Source organism: Kocuria sp. KSNUG, from assembly GCF_049532735.1.
GTDB classification, from domain to species: domain Bacteria; phylum Actinomycetota; class Actinomycetes; order Actinomycetales; family Micrococcaceae; genus Kocuria; species Kocuria rhizophila.
Map to the genome: position 1 here is coordinate 331,771 of NZ_CP150981.1, position 20,796 is coordinate 352,566.

General features: G+C 71.2%; 17 protein-coding genes. 8 read left to right on the forward strand and 9 right to left on the reverse strand.

All coding sequences use genetic code 11. The features are described 5' to 3' along the window. Window positions 1-9: 9 nt before the first annotated feature. From AABM36_RS01495 to AABM36_RS01515, 5 genes are all read right to left on the reverse strand, one after another. Window positions 10-1,116: a zinc-binding dehydrogenase gene (locus tag AABM36_RS01495; RefSeq protein WP_423446878.1), complete on the reverse strand. Its 1,107-nt coding sequence runs from the start codon at window positions 1,114-1,116 to the stop codon at window positions 10-12. Then, the gene (locus AABM36_RS01500) at window positions 1,113-1,805 is read right to left on the reverse strand and encodes a phosphonatase-like hydrolase (RefSeq protein ID WP_423446880.1); all 693 of its coding nucleotides are present in this window, start codon (window positions 1,803-1,805) and stop codon (window positions 1,113-1,115) included. The genes AABM36_RS01495 and AABM36_RS01500 overlap by 4 nt, the downstream gene beginning before the upstream one ends. Before the next feature lie 47 nt (window positions 1,806-1,852). Next, window positions 1,853-4,354: a phosphonate ABC transporter, permease protein PhnE gene (gene phnE, locus AABM36_RS01505; RefSeq protein ID WP_423446882.1), complete on the reverse strand. Its 2,502-nt coding sequence runs from the start codon at window positions 4,352-4,354 to the stop codon at window positions 1,853-1,855. Between the two features lie 18 nt (window positions 4,355-4,372). Further along, window positions 4,373-5,305 carry a phosphate/phosphite/phosphonate ABC transporter substrate-binding protein gene (locus AABM36_RS01510; protein WP_423446884.1) on the reverse strand — a complete coding sequence of 311 codons (933 nt, stop codon included), beginning with the start codon at window positions 5,303-5,305 and terminating at the stop codon, window positions 4,373-4,375. A 353-nt stretch (window positions 5,306-5,658) separates the two neighbouring features. After that, complete coding sequence (locus AABM36_RS01515; RefSeq protein WP_423446886.1) at window positions 5,659-6,780, reverse strand: TIGR03364 family FAD-dependent oxidoreductase; 1,122 nt, start codon at window positions 6,778-6,780, stop codon at window positions 5,659-5,661. A 175-nt stretch (window positions 6,781-6,955) separates the two neighbouring features. Between AABM36_RS01515 and AABM36_RS01520 the strand changes: the two genes are divergently transcribed. Both AABM36_RS01520 and AABM36_RS01525 read left to right on the forward strand, forming a co-directional pair. Beyond that, window positions 6,956-7,702 carry a GntR family transcriptional regulator gene (locus tag AABM36_RS01520; protein WP_423446888.1) on the forward strand — a complete coding sequence of 249 codons (747 nt, stop codon included), beginning with the start codon at window positions 6,956-6,958 and terminating at the stop codon, window positions 7,700-7,702. Window positions 7,703-7,803: 101 nt separating this feature from the next. Beyond that, window positions 7,804-8,859, forward strand: coding sequence for a hypothetical protein (locus AABM36_RS01525; RefSeq protein WP_423446889.1), 1,056 nt, complete (start codon window positions 7,804-7,806; stop codon window positions 8,857-8,859). A 60-nt stretch (window positions 8,860-8,919) separates the two neighbouring features. On the opposite strand, the gene AABM36_RS01530 is transcribed toward AABM36_RS01525, so the two are convergent. Next, window positions 8,920-9,141 carry a hypothetical protein gene (locus AABM36_RS01530; protein WP_423446891.1) on the reverse strand — a complete coding sequence of 74 codons (222 nt, stop codon included), beginning with the start codon at window positions 9,139-9,141 and terminating at the stop codon, window positions 8,920-8,922. 71 nt (window positions 9,142-9,212) lie between these two features. Here AABM36_RS01530 and AABM36_RS01535 point away from each other — a divergent pair, with 71 nt between their 5' ends. From AABM36_RS01535 to AABM36_RS01550, 4 genes are all read left to right on the forward strand, one after another. After that, complete coding sequence (locus tag AABM36_RS01535) at window positions 9,213-11,876, forward strand: excinuclease ABC subunit A (RefSeq protein WP_423446892.1); 2,664 nt, start codon at window positions 9,213-9,215, stop codon at window positions 11,874-11,876. Window positions 11,877-12,094: 218 nt separating this feature from the next. Further along, entirely contained in the window at window positions 12,095-12,658 is a 564-nt protein-coding gene (locus tag AABM36_RS01540; RefSeq protein ID WP_423446894.1) for a GNAT family N-acetyltransferase, read from the forward strand. 178 nt (window positions 12,659-12,836) lie between these two features. Continuing rightward, window positions 12,837-14,144 carry a VWA domain-containing protein gene (locus AABM36_RS01545; RefSeq protein ID WP_423446896.1) on the forward strand — a complete coding sequence of 436 codons (1,308 nt, stop codon included), beginning with the start codon at window positions 12,837-12,839 and terminating at the stop codon, window positions 14,142-14,144. A 214-nt stretch (window positions 14,145-14,358) separates the two neighbouring features. Continuing rightward, window positions 14,359-15,135 (forward strand): class I SAM-dependent methyltransferase, encoded by a 777-nt coding sequence (locus AABM36_RS01550; protein WP_259905160.1) that lies wholly within the window; start codon window positions 14,359-14,361, stop codon window positions 15,133-15,135. Between the two features lie 89 nt (window positions 15,136-15,224). Here the strand turns inward: AABM36_RS01550 and AABM36_RS01555 are convergent, their stop codons facing one another. After that, window positions 15,225-15,473: a type II toxin-antitoxin system prevent-host-death family antitoxin gene (locus AABM36_RS01555; RefSeq protein WP_423446897.1), complete on the reverse strand. Its 249-nt coding sequence runs from the start codon at window positions 15,471-15,473 to the stop codon at window positions 15,225-15,227. Window positions 15,474-15,582: 109 nt separating this feature from the next. Between AABM36_RS01555 and AABM36_RS01560 the strand changes: the two genes are divergently transcribed. After that, on the forward strand, window positions 15,583-16,092 hold the full coding sequence (locus AABM36_RS01560; protein WP_423446899.1) for a GNAT family N-acetyltransferase: 510 nt from the start codon (window positions 15,583-15,585) through the stop codon (window positions 16,090-16,092). A 27-nt stretch (window positions 16,093-16,119) separates the two neighbouring features. Here AABM36_RS01560 and AABM36_RS01565 read toward each other — a convergent pair whose 3' ends face one another. Then, a complete protein-coding gene (locus AABM36_RS01565; RefSeq protein ID WP_423446901.1) occupies window positions 16,120-16,512 on the reverse strand; it encodes a VOC family protein in 393 nt (130 codons plus the stop codon). Between the two features lie 79 nt (window positions 16,513-16,591). On the opposite strand from AABM36_RS01565, the gene AABM36_RS01570 reads away from it, so the two are divergent. Then, complete coding sequence (locus AABM36_RS01570; protein ID WP_423446903.1) at window positions 16,592-16,795, forward strand: hypothetical protein; 204 nt, start codon at window positions 16,592-16,594, stop codon at window positions 16,793-16,795. 131 nt (window positions 16,796-16,926) lie between these two features. On the opposite strand, the gene AABM36_RS01575 is transcribed toward AABM36_RS01570, so the two are convergent. Then, window positions 16,927-20,535 carry a bifunctional proline dehydrogenase/L-glutamate gamma-semialdehyde dehydrogenase gene (locus tag AABM36_RS01575; RefSeq protein WP_423446904.1) on the reverse strand — a complete coding sequence of 1,203 codons (3,609 nt, stop codon included), beginning with the start codon at window positions 20,533-20,535 and terminating at the stop codon, window positions 16,927-16,929. Window positions 20,536-20,796: the final 261 nt, after the last annotated feature.

Genomic DNA, 20,796 nt, shown 5'->3' on the forward strand with positions numbered 1-20,796 from the left:
TTCACGGCATCACGGCATCACGACGACGGTGCGCAGCGTCCCGGGCGCCGGTCCCGTGAACTCACGCCCCAGCTCCTCGGGCGCGATGGGCCCGCCCAGCACCTCGTCCCACGGCAGCCCGTGCGCTCCGGAGGCCAGGAAGTCCACGGCCTGCCGCAGGTGCCGGGGTTCGTAGTTGTGCACCCCGGTCACGGTGCGCCAGCCCCGCACGATCCACTCGGGGTCCACCGCCACCGTGCCCGCGGGGGCCACGCTGCCGGCGAGCACCGCCGTTCCGCCCAGGTCCAGGGCGTCCAGGCACGCGGTGACACCGGCAGGGTTCCCGGAGAGCTCCAGGGCCACGTCCACGGTGCCGAGCTGCGCGGCGTCGTCGGCCACCTGCGCGGCACCTACGGCGCGGGCGGTCGCGCGGCGGTCCTCGTGCAGGTCCACGGCGCACACCTCCGCCGCCCCGCGGTCCAGGGCGGCGGCCACGGCCACGGTCCCGAGCATGCCCAGACCGGAGACGAGCACCCGCCGCCCCGAGAGGTCCCCGGCGCGCTCCAGCATGGCCATGACGGTGGCCACGGCGCACCCCGCCGTGGCGGCCACACCGTCCGGCAGGGAGGCGGGCACCGTGACCACGGCGATCCCCGCGCGCAGCAGGATGTGGGTGGCGTAGGTCCCCGACAGCGGCCAGTCGCTCGCGAGCGCCTCGTGCCCCACCTTCCGGACGCTCTCGCACTTGGCGGTGAGCCCCCGGCGGCACGGGGTGCAGTGCCCGCACGTGCTGGTCACGCCGAACACCACGCGGTCCCCGGGTTCCAGGAGCGCGCCGCCCACCGTGCGGGCGCCGTTGCTCGCGGTCACCACGCCCACGCCCTCGTGTCCGAGCACGGAGGGGCACGCGCCGGAGCGGCGTCCGCTGATGGTGTGCCGGTCCGAGCCGCACACCGTGGCGGCCGCGAGCGCCACGACCGCCTCGCCGGGTCCCGGCTCGGGCACGGCGAGCTGCTCGGCGCGGAACTCGCCGCCGCCGTGCCAGACCCACGCGGTCGCCGTCGTCCCCGCCGCCTCACCGGAGGACTGGACGGGCGCGGACGACGACGCCGCCCCGCCGGGTGCCGCGCAGCTCACCGCTCGCCGACCGGCGCGCTGGTCAGGACGGGGTGCGTGGGCAGCTCCGCGACCGAGCCCAGCACGATGTCCGCCTCCAGACCCTCGAAGTCCTCGCGGGTGAGGTGGCCCGTGAGGACACCCACGGAGGTCACCCCGGCGCGCTGGGCGGAGACGACGTCCGACGCAGTGTCCCCGGTGCTGACCACCTCGGCGGGATCCGTGACGCCCAGCTCGGACATGGCCCGCTGGATCATGAACGGCTCGGGGCGGCCCGCCGGCACCTGGTCACCGGCCACGGAGACGTCCACCACGTCGCCGTCGTCCCAGCCCAGTGCCCCCAGGATCAGGTCCGTGATCTCGCGGGAGAACCCCGTGGTCAGCGCCACCGACACACCCTGGGAACGCAGCTCGCGCAGCGCGTCCTCCACCCCGGGCAGGGGGGTGGGCGGGTTCTCGGTGTAGGTGCGGCGCAGCTCCTCGCGGAACCAGGACCAGGCCCGCTCCACGGTCTCCTCGTCCGCCTCCACGCCGCCGATGCGGAGCAGGTTCTCGATGGCCCAGTGCTTCTCGGTGCCCATCCACTCCTGGAACTGCTCGTCCGTGTAGTCGGCACCCTCCCGCTCGGTGGCCTCGCGCAGCACGCGGTAGACCTCGTCCCGATCGTCGATCGTGGTGCCTGCCATGTCGAAGACGGCCAGTGTGATCATGATGTGCTCTCTCTTTCGTGTGACGTGCGTGGGGGCCGTGCCGCGGGTCAGCGGACCGTGGAGCGCAGCCACAGGGACAGCGCCTCCACCGCCAGGACCACGGTGACCATGAGGATCAGGATGGTGGTGACCACGTCGAACTGGTTCACCCGGGACGCGTTGAGCAGCAGGAAGCCCACGCCGCCGGCGCCCACCACACCCAGCAGCGTGGCCGCGCGGATGTTCGTGTCCAGGAGGTACATGGTGTGGGCCACGAAGGCCGGGGCGGCCTGGCGCACGGTGGCCGCGAAGAACACCTGGGGCTCCGAGGCCCCGGCGGCGCGCATGGCGTCCTGCACGGCGGTGTCGGTCTCCTCGAGGGAGTCGGCCACGAGCTTGGAGAGCAGGCCCACCGCCCCCACCGCGAGCGCGAGGGTTCCCGCGACCGCTCCGAGACCGGTGACGACCACGAAGATGATGGCCAGGATCAGCTCCGGGATGCCGCGGATGACCACGATGAGCACCCGGAAGAACGTCCGCACCGCCTTGTTCGCAACCACGTTGTTCGCGGCCAGGATCCCGATGGGAAGTGCCAGCACCGCTCCGAGCACGGTGGCCGCCAGGGCGATCTGCACGGTGACCACGAGCGCCTCGAGGATGACCTCCAGGGATCCCCCGGTGGACGGCGGCAGGAAGAGCCCGAGGGTCTCGGGCGCGGCCAGCACGCCCTGCCAGATGGTGCTCCAGGAGAGGTCCACGCGGTGCAGGGACAGCCCGAGCAGCAGCAGGACCACGGCGGCGGACACGAAGCGCTGGACGCGGTGCACGGTCCACGGCGGGGTCAGACGCACGGGGGTCTCCCGCCCGCCGTCGAGCCGCGCGAACAGGGAGTCCGCCCAGGTCCCCCGGCGCACCGTGGCTCCGGAACGGCCCAGCAGCGCCGCGCGGATCGCCCCGGAGGTCAGCTCCACCGCGATGCACAGCACCAGCACGATCAGCGCGAGCGCCATGCCCCGCTGGTAGTTGAGGGTGCGCAGGGCGTCGGCGATCGCCAGTCCGATGCCGCCCACGCCCACGTAGCCCAGCAGCACGGAGGTGCGCAGGTTGATGTCGAAGCGGTGCAGCGCGGTGGCCACGATCTGGGGCAGCAGCACCTGGGGGATCGCCGCCATGATCTGCTGCCCGCGGTCCGCGCCGACGGACTCCACGGACTCGCGGGGACCGTCGTCGAGCTCCTCGATGGCGTCCGCGTAGAGCTTGGCCACCATCCCCACCGAGTGGATGCCCATGGCCAGGATGCCCGCCGTGGCGCCCAGCCCGAACATGCGCAGGAACACGATCGCGAGGACCAGGTCCGGCACGGCGCGGGCCAGCACGATCAGCGTGCGGGCGGTGCCGCGCGAGACCCGGCCGTGCGTCGTCGGCCTGGCTGCGGCCAGGGCCAGCGGCACCGAGATCATCACGGACAGGAACGTGGCCAGGAAGACGATGGCCAGGGTCTCCAGGATCAGGCCCACCGTCTCCGCCACGGGCGGGAAGTCCAGCGGGAACATGCGGCGCGCGAAGGCCACCGCGTTGTCGAGCGAGTCGACGATCGTGCTCACGTCGATCCCGAGCGAGCCGAGGGACCACACCCCCGCGACGAACAGGGCCGCCATGGTCGACGCCGCCGCGATCGTCCCCGGCCGCGGCGCCGGTCGCGCGGGCACCGCCGTGGCGCCCGGGCGCTGCTGGGTCTGCGTCACGACGCCGCCCTCCCCCTGCTCCGGGACGCCCGAGACGTTCTCGTAGATCCGTGACGCCTGCACGGCGTCCATGCCGCGGGTGCTCTGGTTGAGCACGATCCGCCCGCTGCGCAGCCCCACGATGCGGTCCGCGAAGTCGATGGCCAGCTGCACCTGGTGCAGGGAGCTGATGACCGTGAGCCCCTGCTCCTGCGCGATCTGCTTGAGCAGGGACATCACCTCGTGGGCGGAGACCGGGTCCAGGGAGGCCACGGGTTCGTCCGCGAGCAGGATCCGCGGGTGCTGCATGAGCGCCCGTGCGATCGCCACGCGCTGCTGCTGACCGCCGGAGAGCGTATCCGCGCGCTGGTGGGCGCGGTCCGCGAGACCCACGCGGTCCAGCTTGGCCATGGCCTCCGCGCGGACGTCCTTGGGGTACATCATGAGCGAGAGCCGCGGGCCCCGGAGCGAACCGAGCCGCCCCGTGCACACGTTCTCCAGCACGGACATGGGACCGATCAGGTTGAAGGACTGGAAGATCACGCCGATGTCCTTGCGCAGCGCGCGCAGCCGGCGCCCGGACAGCGAGCTGACGTCGTTGCCCAGCACGTTCACGGTGCCGGCGCTCGCACTCTGCAGCCCGTTGATGTGGCGCAGCATGGTGGACTTGCCGGATCCGGAGAGCCCCAGCAGCACGGTGATGGCTCCGCTCGCGAAGTCCATGGTGACGTCGTCGAGGCCCAGCACGCCCCCGCCGAAGTCCTTGGTGACGTGGTCGAAGCGGACGGGTGCGGCCAGCGTCGGTGCCGGGGTGAGCACGGCGGGTTCCACGGGAACGGTGTTCATGGTCATCTCCTGTTCCGCTCAGCCCGCGCTGTGGCAGGCGTCGGCGTCGGTGGCGGTGCAGATGTCACGGATGGTGTTGTAGTCCTCGTCCGTGACGGGCAGGTAGCCGTACTCGATCTCCTCGGGCAGCGTGCACTCCTCCTCCGAGGTGCAGATCCCCGCTTCCACGAGCGCGGGCTTGTTCGCCTTGTCCCGGATGGCGGTGGTGATCTTCTCCGCCATCTCCGGCTCCAGGGTGTCGGTGTTCAGGGCAATGGGGTCCTCCGGGATGGGCTCGGACTCCCACACGGGGCGCAGCGCGCCCTTCTCCACCTGCCCGGAGTCCTCCAGGGTCTTGAGCATGGTGTCGTGGGCGAAGGCGGCGTCGCACTGGCCGGACTCCAGGGACAGCAGGGACGCGTCGTGGCCGCCGGCCATCACGGCCTCGAGGTCCTCCTCGATGTCGATGCCCTCGTCCTTGAGCCCCTTCATGGGCACCAGGTAGCCCGAGGTGGAGGCGGCGTCCACGAAACACACCTTCTTGCCCTCGAGGTCCGAGAGGTCCTTGATGTCCGAGTCCTGGCGCACGTAGGCCAGCGACGTGTAGGCGGGATCCTTGCTCTTGTCGTTGGTGGGCGCGGCAATGGCCTCGGCGTTGACCCCCGAGTCCTTGGCGATCGTGTAGGAGAACGGTCCGTAGGAGGCGATGTCGATCTGGCCGGCCCGCTGGCCCTCGATCACCGCGGCGTAGTCCGAGGCGTTCTGGAACTCCACCGTGGCGCCGGTCTCCTGCTCCAGCAGCTTGGTGATGGCGGAGTAGTCGCTCTCCAGCGACGTGGAGGACTCGGCCGGGACGGCGGCGAACGTGATGGTGTCCTTCTGGGAGTCGTCCGAGCCGCAGCCGGTCAGCAGCGGGACGGTGGCGGTCAGCAGAACGGCGGCCGCGAGGCAGCGGCGGCGGGAAGTCTTCACAGGGATGTCCTTCTGTGCGGAGGTGCGGTGAGGTGGGTGGCGCGGTGTGGTGCCCGGCAGCGTGCGCGGAGGGCACTGTGCGCAGATCGAGGATCAGGAGGCGGTGGTGCGGGGCGGCCCCGCACCACAAGTCTGAAGCACCTCGCCGTCACTTGTATATACAAATTGGGGTTGTTCACCCACACTTCACCGAACCCTCACGCGAGGGTCATCCGCGGGGCGCAGAAGGCCCCGCGGCAGCCCTCGATGAGCCCAGTCCGCAGGCACCGGGGCTGTGCGCATGCAGGGGCGAGGGATCGCGGTGGGGTGCCCCGGCGCGGCCCCAGGGACCGTCGGTACGCCAGACCCCGGGATCAGAAGCCCGGAACGGACCCTCCGGACAGGGCGAGCTCCGCAATGCCGAAGGACAGCGTCATGCCGATTCCGGACGTCACCACCACCACGGTGGTGCGCGGATCCGGGCGCTCCAGGACCAGGTTGGTGGCGGCGCTGTCCGCGTAGCAGCCGAGCCAGCGCTGCTTCACCACCGGCCGCCCGATCCCCAGGTAGCCCGTGGCGCGGTCCAGCAGCAGATCGCCGAGCTCCTCCTCCACGAACGGTTCCGGGCTCACGTCGTAGGCGTGGCTGTCCCCCACGAGCACCCCACCGGGGATGGCCGTGGCCATGAGGTTGGCCTTGCACGCCACGAGCTCGGGCTCCCGCTGGGCCAGCTCCTCACCGAGTGCCGCCGCCGAGGGCATGGCCGTGAACCCGTCGTAGCGGGCCAGCGAGGTGCCCGTGAGCAGGGCCAGCTCCGCCGGCACGGAGCCGGGGCGTTCGATCAGGCACATCACCAGCGTGCACGCCCGCACCCCGTGGCGCTCGGCGATCTCGGGGAACATCTGCTCCACCTGGACCCCCGGGCACACCACGATCTCGGCGGCGTGGATCTCCCCGCGACTGGTGTGGGCCACACCATCGGCCACGGCGAACACCCGCGTGCGCCACGTGAACTCCACCCCCTCGGAGGCGAGCCAGCGGGCCAGCACGGGCGCCGCCTCACGCGGGTTCACGCGCATGTCACGGGGCAGGTGGGCGCCGGAGTGCGCCCGCAGCTCGGGGTTGCCCACGGCCCGGGCCACCTGTTCCCGGGTGAGCAGCGTGACCTGATCGGAGCCGCGGTGCGCCGCGAACTCCTCCAGCACGCGGGCCTCGGTCTCCGTCAGGGCGGGGATGTGGGTTCCGGACTCGGCGGCCCAGAAACCGGCGGCCCGGGCGGCGTCGAGCCACCCCTCCCGCGCGGAGGCCGCGACGTCCTGGATGACGTCCGCCTGCGCCGTGAAGCACGCGTGGCCGAAGTTCTGGATGGACGCGCCCACGGGGCGGTCGGCGACGTCGACGACGCGCACGCTGCGTCCCTGACGGTGGGCACGGAAGGCGGTGGCCAGGCCCAGGATGCCGGAGCCCACCACGAGAAGGTCTGTTGAGGTTTTCACGCCCCCGATGCTAGGTGCGCCCCGGACCGCCGCGGCCGTGTTGTATATACATTTAAAGGACCGTTCACCTGACCGTCACACGCCGTCCACGCACGGAGTCCGTCCTGCCGCCACCCTGGGACAACCCGATATGTTTGCGCTGACAGTCCCCGCCCCCTGATCCGAGAGCGACACCATGAAGACCGCCCTGCAGCAGCACCGTGAGATCGCCGCGTACCTGCGCACTGCGATCCACCGCGGTGAGTTCCCCCCGGGCGACCCGCTGCCCTCCGAGGCGCAGCTGTGCGAGCAGTTCCACTCCTCGCGCGGGCCCGTCCGTCAGGCCATGGCCACCCTGCGCTCCGAGGGACTGATCTCCTCCGGTCGGGGGCGCCGCACCATCGTGTTGGACACCGTGCCCACCCAGTCCTTCGACGGCGTGATCTCCTACTCCGAGTGGTGCCGCCAGTCCGGGTTCGAGCCGGGGCAGGTCACGCAGAGCGTCACCAAGCACCAGGCGGGTCCCGTGCTCGCGGCAGGGCTGGAGATCGACCCCGCGGACCAGGTGGTCACCGTGTTCCGGCTTCGCCTGCTCAACGGGGCGCCCGCCATGGTGGAGCGTCTGAACTACCCCCTGGACGTGGGGCGCCACGTGCTGCTGTTCGACACCGACTCAGGGTCCATCTACCAGCACCTGCTCGAGTCCGGGGTGGACGTGAACAACGCCACCCGCACGATCGACGCCGTGGGCGCGGACCCCGAGGACGCCCGCCTCCTGGAGGTCCCCGAGGGCACGCCCCTGCTGCGGGTGCGCCGCCGGGCGTTCACGAGCGAGGGCAGTCCCATCGAGTTCTCCGACGACCGCTACCTCCAGGGCACCGCGAGCTTCACCCTGAACACGGTGCGCGGGAACCCTTCTCCGCTGTCCATGGTCAGCCCCTGACCCCTCCCCGGGACGCTTCCGGGGCTGCCCCCGCCCGTTCCCGGTCCCCTCACGTAGGCTCGTGCCCGAGAATGCGCACGAGACCACGGAAGGCGGACACCATGACCGAGCCACTGGATCCGGAACTCGCCCGGGCCCTGCAGGAGCCGGCGCGACTGGTGCGCGCGGACCCCGCGCTGCTGGACGCCGTCCGCCGGGTGGGCTCTCCCGCCCAGGCCGAGCTGGCGCGCCGCGCCTCGGACGCGGACACCGTGGAGGACCGGTACGCGGCGGCCGCCATGCTCGCCGCCCTCTTCGGCGACCGCGGCCCGCTGGACCAGGCGGCCCACGGCTACGGGAGCACCCCGCCGCTCGAGCTTCTCGCGCTGGCGGACGTCCCGGCACTGCAGCCCGCCCTGCGGGAGTCGCTGTCCTCCCCCGTCCGCACGGGCCTGCTGGAGTGGGCCACCACTGCCGACCCCTCGCGGCCTCCCCTCGAGCTCGCCATGGCGGCACGGGACCTCGGGCTGTCCGACGCCGCGGTGCTGCGTTCCGTCGCGGACCGCGCCGACCAGGTAGCCCAGGGCGCAGGACGTGCACAGAAGGGCCCCCTGACCCGGTTCTCCGAGGTGCTGCGCGCGGCGGCGGACAGTGCGCAGGGTGGCGCGGCGGCGTCGTCGCCCGCGCCAGCTTCCCGACCGTCCCCGCAGGATCCCGTGCTGTCCCAGGGCCCCGCGGTCACGACCACCGGCATCCCGGCCTCCGAGATGCTGCACGACGACGAGCTGGACGAGCCCGCCCAGCCCAGCGGGCGCTACCCCGGCGAGGGCGTGCCCGTGCGCGACTCCATCGCGGGCCCCGGCGCGGGCGCGCCGCGGGAGACCTGGGATCCGGGCAGCGCGGCGGGCCCCGCCGGCTCCCGCCCCGAGCCCCAGGACGGGTACGACGCCGCCCGCGCGCCCGGTCCCGCCGGCTCGCCCGACGGTTACGGCCCGCCGGTCCCCCCGCGCCGGCCGTCGACCAACGAGCTGTACTACGGGGCGGGCAGCGAGCGCCACGCTCCGCGCGACCCGAACAGCGAGGAGACCCGGAACGAGAACCGCAGTGTGGCCCGCAACTGGGCCATCACGTTCGCGGTGATCGTGGCGATCATGGTGCTGCTGGTGATCCTGCTGTAGTCGGGCCCAGAACGAATCCCGCTGCAGTCCCGCGGCGAGCCGGTTGCCGCGGGGCGGCGATCAGCGGTGGCCCGAATCCTCCTTGCCGCCGCGGAACGCGGCCCCCGCTCCCAGTGCCGCACCCAGGACGGTCCATACGAGCAGCCACCCGACGCTGAAGTCGACGTCCTCCACGCCTCCCGACGGCGTCTGCTTGGACAGGGTGATGTTGAACTCGGCGCGCAACCAGTAGAGCAGGGCGCCGAACAGCGCGAAGCCGATGACGAGCAGGGCTTTTCTCATCTCCGCACCCTCTCACACGCCCTGCCCCACTGACCGGACCGCGCGGCGTCGCCCCGGGTAGCGTGGCCAGGATGACTACTGAGCAGAACGGCACCGCACCCTGGCAACACGGCGTGGTGGTGCGCGGCGCGCGCCAGAACAACCTGCAGGACGTCTCCCTGGACCTGCCCCGGGATTCCATCGTGGTGTTCACGGGGGTGTCCGGCTCGGGGAAGTCCTCGCTCGCGTTCGGCACGCTGTTCGCGGAGTCGCAGCGGCGCTACCTGGAGTCCGTGGCGCCGTACGCGCGGCGGCTCATCGACCAGGCGGGTGTCCCGGACGTGGACGTGATCGAGGGGCTGCCGCCCGCCGTCGCCCTCCAGCAGCAGCGCGGCGGGGGTGGGGCGCGCTCGGACGTGGCCACCGTGACCACGCTGTCCAGCCTGGTGCGGATGCTGTACTCGCGCGCCGGGTGGTACCCGCCGGGGCAGGGCATGCTCTACGCGGAGGACTTCTCCGCGAACACCGTGCAGGGCGCGTGCCCCACGTGCCACGGCATCGGGCGGGTGTACGAGGTCACCGAGGACACCATGGTCCCGGACCCGAGCCTGACCATCCGCGAGCGCGCCGTGGCCTCCTGGCCCGTGGCGTGGGCCGGACAGAACCAGCGGGACATCCTCGTGTCCCTGGGCTACGACGTGGACACCCCCTGGAAGGACCTGCCGCAAAAGGACCGGGACTGGATCCTCTACACCGAGGAGCGCCCCACGGTGGGCGTGTACCGCGGGCTGAGCCCGAACCAGACGCGCAAGGCCCAGCAGGAGGGTGTGGAGCCCACCTACCAGGGCACGTTCATCGGCGCGCGGCGCTACGTGCTGGACACGTTCGCCAACGCCAAGAGCCCCAGCACCAAGAAGCGCGCGGCCCAGTACCTCACCAGCGAGCTGTGCTCCGAGTGCCACGGCAAGAAGATCAAGAAGGAAGCGCTGTCGGTCACGTTCGAGGGCCTGGACATCGCTGAGTTCTCCCACCTCCCCCTGGAGCGCCTCGCAGACATCGCGCGCGCCGTGGCCGCGGAGGGCTGGACCCCGAGCGAGGCCGGGCACCTGGCGGACCACGTGCTGGACGCCGAGTGCCGCGAGGCCTCCACCGCCGCCCGGGTGGCGCAGGGAGGCGCGGCGCACGACGCCGCCCCGGACGTCCGGCGCACCCCGAACCTCTCCGTGGAGAAGCGTGCCGCCGCCCAGCGCCTGGCCGCGGACCTCGTGGCGCGGCTGCAGCCCATGATCGACCTGGGCCTGGGCTACCTCTCCCTGGACCGCACCACGCCCACCCTCTCCGGCGGCGAGCGGCAGCGGCTGCGCCTGGCCACGCAGCTCTCCTCCAAGCTCTTCGGAGTGGCGTACGTCCTGGACGAGCCCTCCGCCGGTCTGCACCCGCGCGACCTGGACGCGCTGATCGAGATCCTGCACGGGCTCAAGGACCGCGGCAACAGCCTGTTCATCGTGGAGCACTCCCTCACGGTGATCCAGGAGGCGGACTGGCTCGTGGACATCGGCCCCGACGCCGGCGAGCGCGGCGGACGCGTCCTCTACAGCGGCGATCCCCGGGGCCTCACGGACGTCCCCGAGTCCGCCACGCGCCGCTACCTCTTCCCGGAGCACGCCACCGCTCCCGCCCCGCGCGAGCCGCGCACGCCACGGGGCTGGCTGGCCCTCGACGGGGTAACCCGCAACAACCTGCGCGGCCTGGACGTGAGCTTCCCCGCCGGGTGCCTCACCGCCGTCACGGGCATCTCCGGCTCGGGCAAGTCCAGCCTGGTCAGCCAGGCCCTGCCGGTCCTCGTGCGCGAGCGCCTGGGCCAGCGCACGGGCGAGTCCCCGGAGATCACGGGCGATCCGGAGTCGGACCTGCTGACGGCCGACGACGCCGCCGAGGACGTCCGCGGGAAGGTCACCTCGGTGCCGGAGGGCGTGCGCCGCGTCGTCGTGATCGACCAGAAGCCGATCGGCCGCACGCCGCGCTCCAACGTGGCCACGTACACGGGGCTGTTCGACGACGTCCGCAAGCTCTACGCCGCCACGGACGAGGCCAGGACGCGCGGGTACAAGGCCGGGCGGTTCTCGTTCAACGTGGTGGGCGGGCGCTGCCCCACGTGCGAGGGCGAGGGCAGCGTGATGGTGGAGCTGCTGTTCCTGCCCAGCGTGTACGCCCCGTGCCCGGACTGCCACGGCACCCGGTACAAGGAGAGCACCCTGGAGGTGCTGTGGCGGGAGCGCTCCGTGGCGGACGTGCTGGGCATGAGCGTGGACCAGGCGCACGCGTTCTTCGAGGGCGAGGGCTCCATCCACCACAGCCTGGGCGTGCTGCGGGACGTGGGGCTCGGCTACCTGCGGCTGGGCCAGCCGGCCACGGAGCTCTCGGGGGGTGAGGCCCAGCGGGTCAAGCTCGCCTCCGAGCTGCAGCGAGCCTCCCGCGGGGACACCCTCTACGTGCTGGACGAGCCCACCGCAGGGCTGCACCCGGCGGACAGCGACCGCCTCATGAACCACCTGCAGGGGCTCGCGGACGCGGGCAACACCGTGGTCATGGCCGAGCTGGACATGCGCATGGTCGCCCAGGCGGACCACGTGGTGGACATGGGCCCCGGCGCGGGAGCGGACGGCGGCCGGGTGGTCGCCGCGGGCACCCCGGACGACGTCGCCGCGCACGCGGACAGCGCCACGGCACCGTACCTGCGGGGTGAGCTCGGCTGAGACCCGCCTGGGCGGCTGCGCCCAGCCCCCACGGCGAGACGCTCTGCGCCGGGGGCCCGTCAGTGCCCACGTCCTGGCCGAGTGGGCGCGGGGCCGGCCGGTCAGGTTCGAGCGAGGCCCGCCCCCCGTCCGAGGCCTCGGGGCCGCTTCCGTGAACACGCCGTTCCTGGCGCGCCGCGAGGCCGGACGGCGGATCCCGCACCGGGGACAATGAACGCATGAGCATCGACATCCGCCCCGAAGACCCCCGGGGCTCCGCCGCCGTCCGCGCCCTCGTGGCCCGCGCCTTCACGGACGCCGAGCACAGCGCCCCGCCCGTGGAGGCGGACGGCGCCCCGGGTGAGGCCACCCTCGTGGGCTGGTTGCGCGGCTCCCCCGCCCACGACCCCCGCTTCGCGCTGACCGCCCACGACGGCGCGGACCTCGTGGGGTTCGCGATGGCCACGTGGGGCCGCTGCGGGGGCGAGGCCGTGCTGGGTGTGGGCCCCGTGGCCGTGGATCCCGCGCGGCAGGGCGAGGGCATCGGGTCACGGCTCATGACCGCTCTGGTCGAGCGCGCCACCCGCGCCGGGCAACCGGCCCTGGTGCTGCTGGGTGATCCAGGGTTCTACTCACGTTTCGGGTTCCTCCCGGCCTCCCGGCTCGGGATCACCGGGGAGCCCGAGCGGGGCGAGTTCTTCCAGGCGGTGCCGCTGGGGGACGGCGGCGTCGTGTCCCCGGACGAGTACCGGGGCCCACGGGGCCCCTACGAGTACGCCGAGCCGTTCTCCCGCCTCGGCTGACCCGGGATCCACGCCGTGTGACCCGTGACACCGTAGGGTGGTTCCCAGAAGGGACGTCGGGGCGTGGCAGCACCCCGGCACGGGGGTCCTGACACGGCTGCCGCGTGCGGGGGCGCGCCGGGGGTGACCGTTCTACGGGGTCCTCCCGGGGTCTCCCACGGAACGGGGGGACATCGACATGACCGAGCCAGGCAAGCACCGCGCCGCGCACCGCGCAGAGCGGGGAGGGCAGGGCAGATCTCTGCTGTGGCTCGCGGTGGCGGCCGCGCTGGTGCTGATCCTCAGCACGGCCTTCTCCATCTCGCGCCTGGACTCTGACGACGACGCCGCCGGTGGTTCCGAGGCGAGCGGCGCCTCCGGGGCGGCGGGCGCGGAAGGGGGCGAGCCCGTCGTCGTCGGTCCCGCAGAGACCGGGGCAGGGACGTGGGCCGCGGTGCTGCAGGACCCCGCCGTGGAGCTCGGCACACCGGGTGAGGACGCCGGGACGCGTGAGCTGATCTCGCGCGCACTGGGCGAGGTGCAGGACGGGCAGGCGGACCGCGCGGACACGGAGCAGGCCATGAAGCGGCGCGCCCGCACCGAGGGCGATGCCGCACCCGTCCAGACCGCGGCGCAGCGCCTGGACCAGGTCGCGGCGGACCCCGCCCCGAGCACACCGGCGCCTGCGGACCCGAGCGCGCCCGCCTACGCCGCGGGCGCGGAACACCCCGCGGCCACCGTGGTCACGCGCGGCGAGTGGGACGACTACCGCGGCCGGCACGCGGACACGGCGCTCGTGGCGAGCACCCCGGGCGACCGTCCGGCCTCCGAGGCGCCCACCGCGGACGACGCCGCCCTGACGCAGGCCCTGGGGCAGTGGAAGCACCTCGCGGAGCCGTTCCACGCGCTCGTGGCCATCGACACGTCAGGTTCCATGGGCACCCCGGCGCTGCCGGACGGCTCCACCCGGATGGACCTCACGAAAGCCGCCGCCTCCACGGCCGTGGGACTGTTCCCGGAGCACGACGCGCTGGGGCTGTGGACGTTCGCGCGCCACCTGGACGGGGACAAGGACTACCGCTCCCTGACCCCGGTGCGGGAACTGTCCGCCCCGGTGGACGGCGCCACCCAGCGGGACCAGCTCGCGCAGGAGGCCCAGTCGTTGACCTACGTGCCCAAGGGCTACACGGGGCTGTACGACACCACGCTGGCCGCCTACCGCCAGGTGCTGCACGAGGACGCCCCGGACCACCTGCGCACGGTGATCGTGCTGACCGACGGCATCAACCAGGACCCGGGATCCATGGGCCTGGACGAGCTGCTCGCCACGCTGGAGAAGGAGCAGGACCCGGAGAACCCGGTGCGCATCATCACGGTGGGCATCTCCCAGGACGCGAACGAGGACGTCCTGAAGCGGATCGCGGAGACCACGGGTGGGTCCTCCCACATCGCCACGGCGCCGGAGGACATCGAGAAGGTGTTCGTGGACGCGCTGACGGGGGCGTGAGGGGCGCACGTCGCGGACGCGGGCGGCGACGCGTGAGGCGCGGTTCTGCCAAGGATTTCCACAACTTTGCGGGCAGAAATGCACCTCACACGCTTTAGACACTGGGACTGTGGCGCATCCCGCTGAGCTGGACCAGGGACGCTACTGAAGTGGCCGCGCTCGTCACATCATTCCGAGTCAGAGTCGCTGCAAGGAAATCACCTACCTTAGGAGGATGGAAGAGACTGAGAAACAACTGATTGCGTCTTGGCGCGCTGAGGAGCGTGCGCAGCCAGAGGGGTGGGATTTTTCCGATCTAGCTGATCGGATGACGGAGTCGCCCGAGCCTTGGGATCTTGCGGCGATTTACCGGACAGCGTTGGCGGCTGCAACAAGCGTTCTCGACATGGGGACCGGCGGAGGCGAGTTCTTGAGGTCATTCAGGGACGCACTACCACCAGACACGATAGCGACAGAGGGGTGGCCCCCTAACCTGGCAGTCGCCCGAGAGGCACTTTCGCCTCTGGCCGTGGAGGTCTTCGAGTACAAAGCACCGGACAAAGATGTCGACTCGGTCGAAATGCCCTTTTCGGACAATCGATTTGACCTTGTTCTCAACCGGCACGAGTCGTTCTCCCCTCAGGAGCTCGCACGCGTCCTGGTCAAGAAAGGACAGTTCATCACCCAACAAGTTGGTGGCGACGAGGCCCATGAGCTGAAGGCATGGCTCGGGGACCATGACGAGTTGCCGCATGTCAACATCACAACCATGCGGAGGGATCTCGAGACTGCTGGGTTCCACGTAGCCGAGGGAGATGAGCACGTGGGTGCCTACGAGTTCCGAGACGTCGCCGCGCTCGTGGCGTACCTGCAGCTGGTGCCGTGGGAGACGCCGGATGACTTCACAGTGGACCGCTACGCAGACCGACTTCTGGCGCTCCACCGAGAGACCTCCGGCGGCCCTGTGCGGCTCACGCGCAAGCGATTCTGGCTACGAGCAGTTCGTCAGTGAACTTCTTCCCCAGTTGCCCCGTTGAATATGCTCCCCGACACCTGCTTATGCCAGTGCCCTTCTATCCGGCGGGCAGGGCCTCGAGGGTCTCAGATGCCAAGTTCTCTCCGCAGGGCCACGTGGGAAACTCGCGACTCCTGCTCCGTGCGCGCAGATGCCGCGGCCCGGACATCGGCCACATCCTCAAGGGCCGTCACCGCACGGTCGTAGAACTCGGGCGAGACCACCACGGCGCGTCGTCCCGCGCCCAGCGAAGTGATCTCCAAAGGCTCGCGCTGCGCGGTCGCAATGTAATCACTCTGCTGGTTGCGGAACTGGGAAAGCGTCACGGAGATCATACCGAAAGCGTACAACTTGTACGTTTGCAACGCTGCTGGTGGGGGCAGTGATGCATGAAAAATATTTAAATGGTGTTTCGGCTTTCTCCCCACGGACTAGCATGCGGACATGATTGAGACCCCTCGCCTCCTACTTCGCCGACCCCGCCCCGCTGATGTCGATGCGGTCTTTGCATACCGGTCCCGAGCAGATGTCGCCCGCTACTTGAGCGCAGGCACGTGGACCCGCCAGAAAACTGACGAGGAACTTGATACCTATGCCGGTGCACAGCTGAATGGACCCGGCGACGAATTGGTGCTCCTGGCCGAGCTCCGCGCCACCCGGGAGGTCGTAGGCGAGGTAGGACTGACGTGGACCGACGCGGAGCACACCGCCGAAATCGGGTACGTGTTCAACCCTGCTTATACGGGAAAAGGCCTGGCCTCCGAAGCTGTCGCCGGTGTTCTCTCCGCAGCCCTTGGCACGTGGGGCTTTAGCCAGGTCAGTGCGCGAACTGACGCTGACAACCGAGCCTCCCGCCTCCTGTGTGAGCGGGTGGGTATGACGCTCACTGCCCGCTCTTTGAGCACAGATGGGCGAGATGTGGAGGAAGTCGTCTACACCACATCCGGCGTGTAGTGCTCTCTGTATGGGACCAGGACGCGATCAAGCCCCCGCAGCCACTAGTTCCGCTTTGAATCCTGCGGAATTCTCCAGCCAGCCAGCGTAGTGCTCAGGACCGCCGGCATGGGGATAGCGCTCCTGGTACAGGGGCCACCAGCCGTGCTCGGGGGCAACTCTCATGATTTCATCCACGCGTTCAGAGGGGCCCGCGATGAATGCGAGATGGTTCACGCCCGGGGCTCGCCGGTCGTGAACAGCACCGGAAAGGTTTGGCGAGGTGGTCAGCGTGAGATAAGCGCCCCCTGCTGACCAGGACTCGCCCTCAACCCACTCGTCCGACTGGCTGAACCCAAGTTGCTCGAGGAGCCAACCCCACTCGGACCGCGCCTGAGCCAGATCAGCGACCCACACTTCGACATGATGAAATCCCGTCATGGATCCATGGTGACATCCTCGCAAAGAGTGGCCGAACGGCCATTGTCCCGCCCCCCCACCGCGCTCCTACCGTGGTGGGATGGCTACCACTACTTCATCCCGAACCCCCTGGCTCCTCGTCCTCGGCGTGCTCCTGGCCGTCGCCGCGGCGGCTCTGATCACCTTCACCGACCTGGCCTGGCGCGGCCTCATCGGCTGGCCACTGCTGGTGGTGGCGGTACTCCTGGTGGTGTCCGGCGGCATTCGTCGCGGTCAGCAGCGAAAGGACTCCCACCGGGCCTGAGACCCGCGGAGCGGTCCGTGCGTCGCGGGATCGCACCGCCCGACCGCACCCGGACACGGTACGAGCCGCGCCCCCGGTCTTCCGGGAGCGCGGCTCGTGGTCGGTCAGGCGTCAGGCACGACGCCGCCGGGTCACCGCACCAGCTCGTCCACCACGCGCTGCATGGACTGGCTGTGGTTGCCGAAGCGGTGCATGGTGATGGACACGGCCTGCTCCGCCAGCATGTACATCATCTCCACGCGCCCGGTGCCCACCACGTCCTCGGTGATCAGGGCGATGTCCGGGTGCTCGGCGCGCACCGCGTAGAGGTCCTTGAGGTCCTCCTCGGAGCCGTCCCACGGGGAGATCACGCGGACGCGGGCGCCGTGGCGGACGTCCAGGGCGTCGTCGTCCAGTGCGCGCAGGTCCGAGAGCTGACCCAGCGGACCCAGGGAACCGGTGCCCAGGGCGTGCGCGAACTCGGCGTCGGACGCCGGGTTCAGCACCGTGGCGAAGAGCCCGTTGACGGCCTCCGGCACCTCGGTGGCGGCGCTGAGGATCACCTGCGAACCGGAGCGCACGGCGGCGAGGCCCACGCGCAGGATGTCCGTGAGGGACGCACCCTCCTGGGCGCGCACCACCACGGTGCGGGGGCGGTAGCGGAACAGGTTGGCCTCGCTGCGCAGGGCGGTGGGGTCCTTGACCTGGCCGAACTCGCGCTGCCACTCGGACTGGTCCGACTGCGCGGCGCGGCGCAGCCACACGAGGTCCTCGTCCGAGATCAGCGGGGTCACGGCGTCCAGCGCGCGGTGCACGCGCGGGTCCAGGACCCACGCACCGGCCGCACCGCGGTCCGTGCTGGAGGACGAGAACCCGGCGCGCTTCCAGCGGCCCAGCGACGCCAGGTAGTTGGGCCCGCCAGCCTTGGCGCCGAGGCCCACGGAGGAGCGCTTCCAGCCGCCGAACGGCTGGCGCTGCACGATCGCACCCGTGATCCCACGGTTCACGTAGAGGTTGCCGGCCTGCACGGAGTCCACCCAGCGCAGGATCTCGTCCGCGTCCAGGGAGTGGATGCCCGCGGTGAGCCCGTAGTCCGTGGCGTTCTGCAGCTCCACGGCCTGCTCGAGGCTGTCCGCGGACATGAGCCCCAGGACGGGGCCGAAGCACTCGGTGAGGTGGAAGAAGGATCCGGGCTTCACACCCGTGCGGATCCCGGGGCGCCACAGCCGGCCGGAGTCGTCCAGCTGCTTGGGCTCGATGAGCCACTCCTCACCGGGCTCCAGCTGGGTGAGCCCGCGCAGGAGCTTCTCCGAGGGCTGCTCCACGGTGGGGCCCACGGTGGCCTGCAGGTTCACCGGCCAGTCCACCACCATGGAGGAGGCGGCGTCCACGAGCTGGCGGCGGAACCGCTCGGACGTGGCCACGGAACCCACCAGGATGCCCAGGGACGCCGCGGAGCACTTCTGCCCCGCGTGGCCGAAGGCGCTGGAGACGAGGTCCCACACCGCCTGGTCCCGGTCCGCGCTGGGGGTGATCACCAGGGAGTTCTTGCCGGAGGTCTCCGCCGTGAGCGGGCGCTCCGGATCCCACGACGCGAACAGCTGCGCGGTCTCGTAGGCGCCGGTGAGCACCACGCGCTCCACGTCCGGGTGGGAGATCAGCGTCTTGCCGGCCTCACCCTCCACGGCGTCCACGAGCTGCAGCACGTCGCGCGGCACACCGGCCTCCCACAGCGCCTCGCACACCGCGGTGGAGCAGCGGCGGGACTCGGGGGACGGCTTGTGGATCACGGCCGAACCGGTGGCCAGGGGTGCCACGGTGGTGCCCGTGGGGATGGCCAGCGGGAAGTTCCACGGCGGGGTCACCACGGTCACGGCGTGCGGCACGAAGTCGCCGCCGTCCACGAACTCCAGCTCCAGCGCACGGCGGGCGTAGTAGCGGCAGAAGTCCACGGCCTCGGAGACCTCGGGGTCCGCCTGCTCCAGCACCTTGCCGGTCTCCGCACCGGCCACGGCCATGAGGTGGCCTCGGCGTGCGGCGAGGATGTCCGCGGCGCGGTTGAGGATCTCGGCGCGCTCACGGGCGGGGGTGTCCGCCCAGCGCTTGCCGGCGCTCTTGGCGGTGGCCACCACGTCGTTCACGGCCTGCACGGCCTCGTCCGAGTCCTGGTCCATGTCCTTCAGCAGCTCGGGCACGGCCACGGAGGCGTACCACTCGCTGCTGCCGATCTTCTCGGCCAGGGTCTCCGCCCAGCGCTGGTTGGCGGGCACGGAGACGTCCGTGTCCGGCTCGTTGCGGAACGGCTCGTCCAGCGGGATGGTGGGCTCCGCGCCCACGGTCTCCGCGCTGCGGTCCTGCACACGACGCGGCGAGGGCACCTGGGGGTCCTCCTCCAGGTCCGCGAGGGCTGCCCGGAAGCGGCCCTCCTCGCGCTGGAACACCCAGTTGTCCGGGCCCAGGTCGAAGATCCCGGACATGAAGTTCTCGTTCGCGGAGTTCTCCTCGAGCCGGCGGACCAGGTAGGACACGGCGACGTCGAACTCCGCGGGCTTCACGGCCGGCACGTAGAGCAGCAGCTGGCCCACGTCCGTGGCCACGGCCTCGCTCTGCGCGGTGGCCATGCCCTGCAGCATCTCGAACTCGATGCGGTCGGTCACGCCGCGCTGGTCCGCGAGCAGGTGCGCGAAGGCGATGTCGAACAGGTTGTGCCCGGCCACACCCAGGCGCATGCCCGTCATGCGCTCGGGGTGGAACAGCCACGCCAGCACGCGCTTGTAGTTGGTGTCCGTGGCCTGCTTGGACTCCATGGTGGCCAGGGGCCAGCCGTGCATCTCGGCGTCCACGTTCTCCATGGCCAGGTTGGCACCCTTGACCAGGCGCACCTTGATCTGGGCGCCGCCGTCCGCCACGCGCTGCGCGGACCACTCGGAGAGCCGCTCCACGGCGCTGAGTGCGTCCGGGAGGTAGGCCTGGACCACGATGCCGGCCTCGAGGTTCTTCAGCTGCGGCTTGTCGAGCAGCCGCTTGAACACCTCGATGGTCAGCTCCAGGTCCGAGTAGACCTCCATGTCCAGGTTGATGAACATCTTCCCGGTGCCCTTGGTGGCCGCGGTCTCGTACAGCGGCAGCAGCCGCTCCACCACGCGCTCGGCGGTGCGCTCGAAGCCCCAGTGGGACAGCTGCGGCACCACGGAGGAGACCTTCAGGGAGACGTAGTCCACGTCCTCGCGGCGCAGCAGGCCCTCGGCGTCCGCGAGGTGCTTCTTGGCCTCGTCCTCGCCCAGCACCTCCTCGCCCAGGAGGTTGATGTTGAGCCGGTGGCCCTGCTGCTTGATGTTCTTCACGGACTTGCCGAACGGCCCGGGGCGGGCGTCCACGACCATGTGGCCCACCATCTGGCGCAGCCGGGTGCGGGCCGCGGGGACCACCACGGAGGGCAGCGCGCCGGAGAGCACTGTGCCCGCCTGGATCTGCGCGCGGTCCGCCACGGACATGGACTGCGGGGTCAGCTTGGTGATGTCCTGCAGCGCCTTTGCCGCAGCCTTCGTGTCCTCCGTGCGGATCACGCGGTCCACGAAGCCCACCGTGAACTCCAGCCCGTTCGGGTCCTGGAGCACGGCGGCCAGACGGTCCTCCGCGGGGTTCTTCTGCTTGTTGTTGCGCTGGTTCTCCTGCGCCCGCTGCAGCCAGGTGCGCACGAGGTCCACGGCGGGATCGGCGAGGGCGTGGGGATCGGTTCCGGTATTGACGGTGCGTGCCATTGCAGCGCCTCCCAAAGTCTCGGCCCGGCAAGGGTGCCGAGGCACTCCCTCGGCCACCAGCCGAGTCACACCGGGCCCGGCGTAGCTGGTGCGCTCACGCTACCGTGCGCCTCCGGGAGGCAAGTAATCGCAGGCTGTGCGACGCCTGCACATGACGCGCGGCAACAGCACTCCGGGCACCTCGGGGTCACGACGACGCCGCACGGCCACCTCCCACGCGCCCGGCACCCGGGTGCCGAACGCAGAACACGGCCGGCGCGG

Bases quoted from the DNA above. Each gene is read 5' to 3' on its own strand.
- AABM36_RS01500 (WP_423446880.1), bottom strand. From the start codon at position 1,805: ATGATCACACTGGCCGTCTTCGACATGGCAGGCACCACGATCGACGAT.
- AABM36_RS01525 (WP_423446889.1), top strand. From the start codon at position 7,804: ATGACCGAGCCACTGGATCCGGAACTCGCCCGGGCCCTGCAGGAGCCG.
- AABM36_RS01545 (WP_423446896.1), top strand. From the start codon at position 12,837: ATGACCGAGCCAGGCAAGCACCGCGCCGCGCACCGCGCAGAGCGGGGA.
- AABM36_RS01560 (WP_423446899.1), top strand. From the start codon at position 15,583: ATGATTGAGACCCCTCGCCTCCTACTTCGCCGACCCCGCCCCGCTGAT.
- AABM36_RS01530 (WP_423446891.1), bottom strand. From the start codon at position 9,141: ATGAGAAAAGCCCTGCTCGTCATCGGCTTCGCGCTGTTCGGCGCCCTG.
- AABM36_RS01540 (WP_423446894.1), top strand. From the start codon at position 12,095: ATGAGCATCGACATCCGCCCCGAAGACCCCCGGGGCTCCGCCGCCGTC.
- AABM36_RS01520 (WP_423446888.1), top strand. From the start codon at position 6,956: ATGAAGACCGCCCTGCAGCAGCACCGTGAGATCGCCGCGTACCTGCGC.
- AABM36_RS01555 (WP_423446897.1), bottom strand. From the start codon at position 15,473: ATGATCTCCGTGACGCTTTCCCAGTTCCGCAACCAGCAGAGTGATTAC.
- AABM36_RS01565 (WP_423446901.1), bottom strand. From the start codon at position 16,512: ATGACGGGATTTCATCATGTCGAAGTGTGGGTCGCTGATCTGGCTCAG.
- AABM36_RS01550 (WP_259905160.1), top strand. From the start codon at position 14,359: ATGGAAGAGACTGAGAAACAACTGATTGCGTCTTGGCGCGCTGAGGAG.
- AABM36_RS01575 (WP_423446904.1), bottom strand. From the start codon at position 20,535: ATGGCACGCACCGTCAATACCGGAACCGATCCCCACGCCCTCGCCGAT.
- phnE (WP_423446882.1), bottom strand. From the start codon at position 4,354: ATGAACACCGTTCCCGTGGAACCCGCCGTGCTCACCCCGGCACCGACG.
- AABM36_RS01570 (WP_423446903.1), top strand. From the start codon at position 16,592: ATGGCTACCACTACTTCATCCCGAACCCCCTGGCTCCTCGTCCTCGGC.
- AABM36_RS01535 (WP_423446892.1), top strand. From the start codon at position 9,213: ATGACTACTGAGCAGAACGGCACCGCACCCTGGCAACACGGCGTGGTG.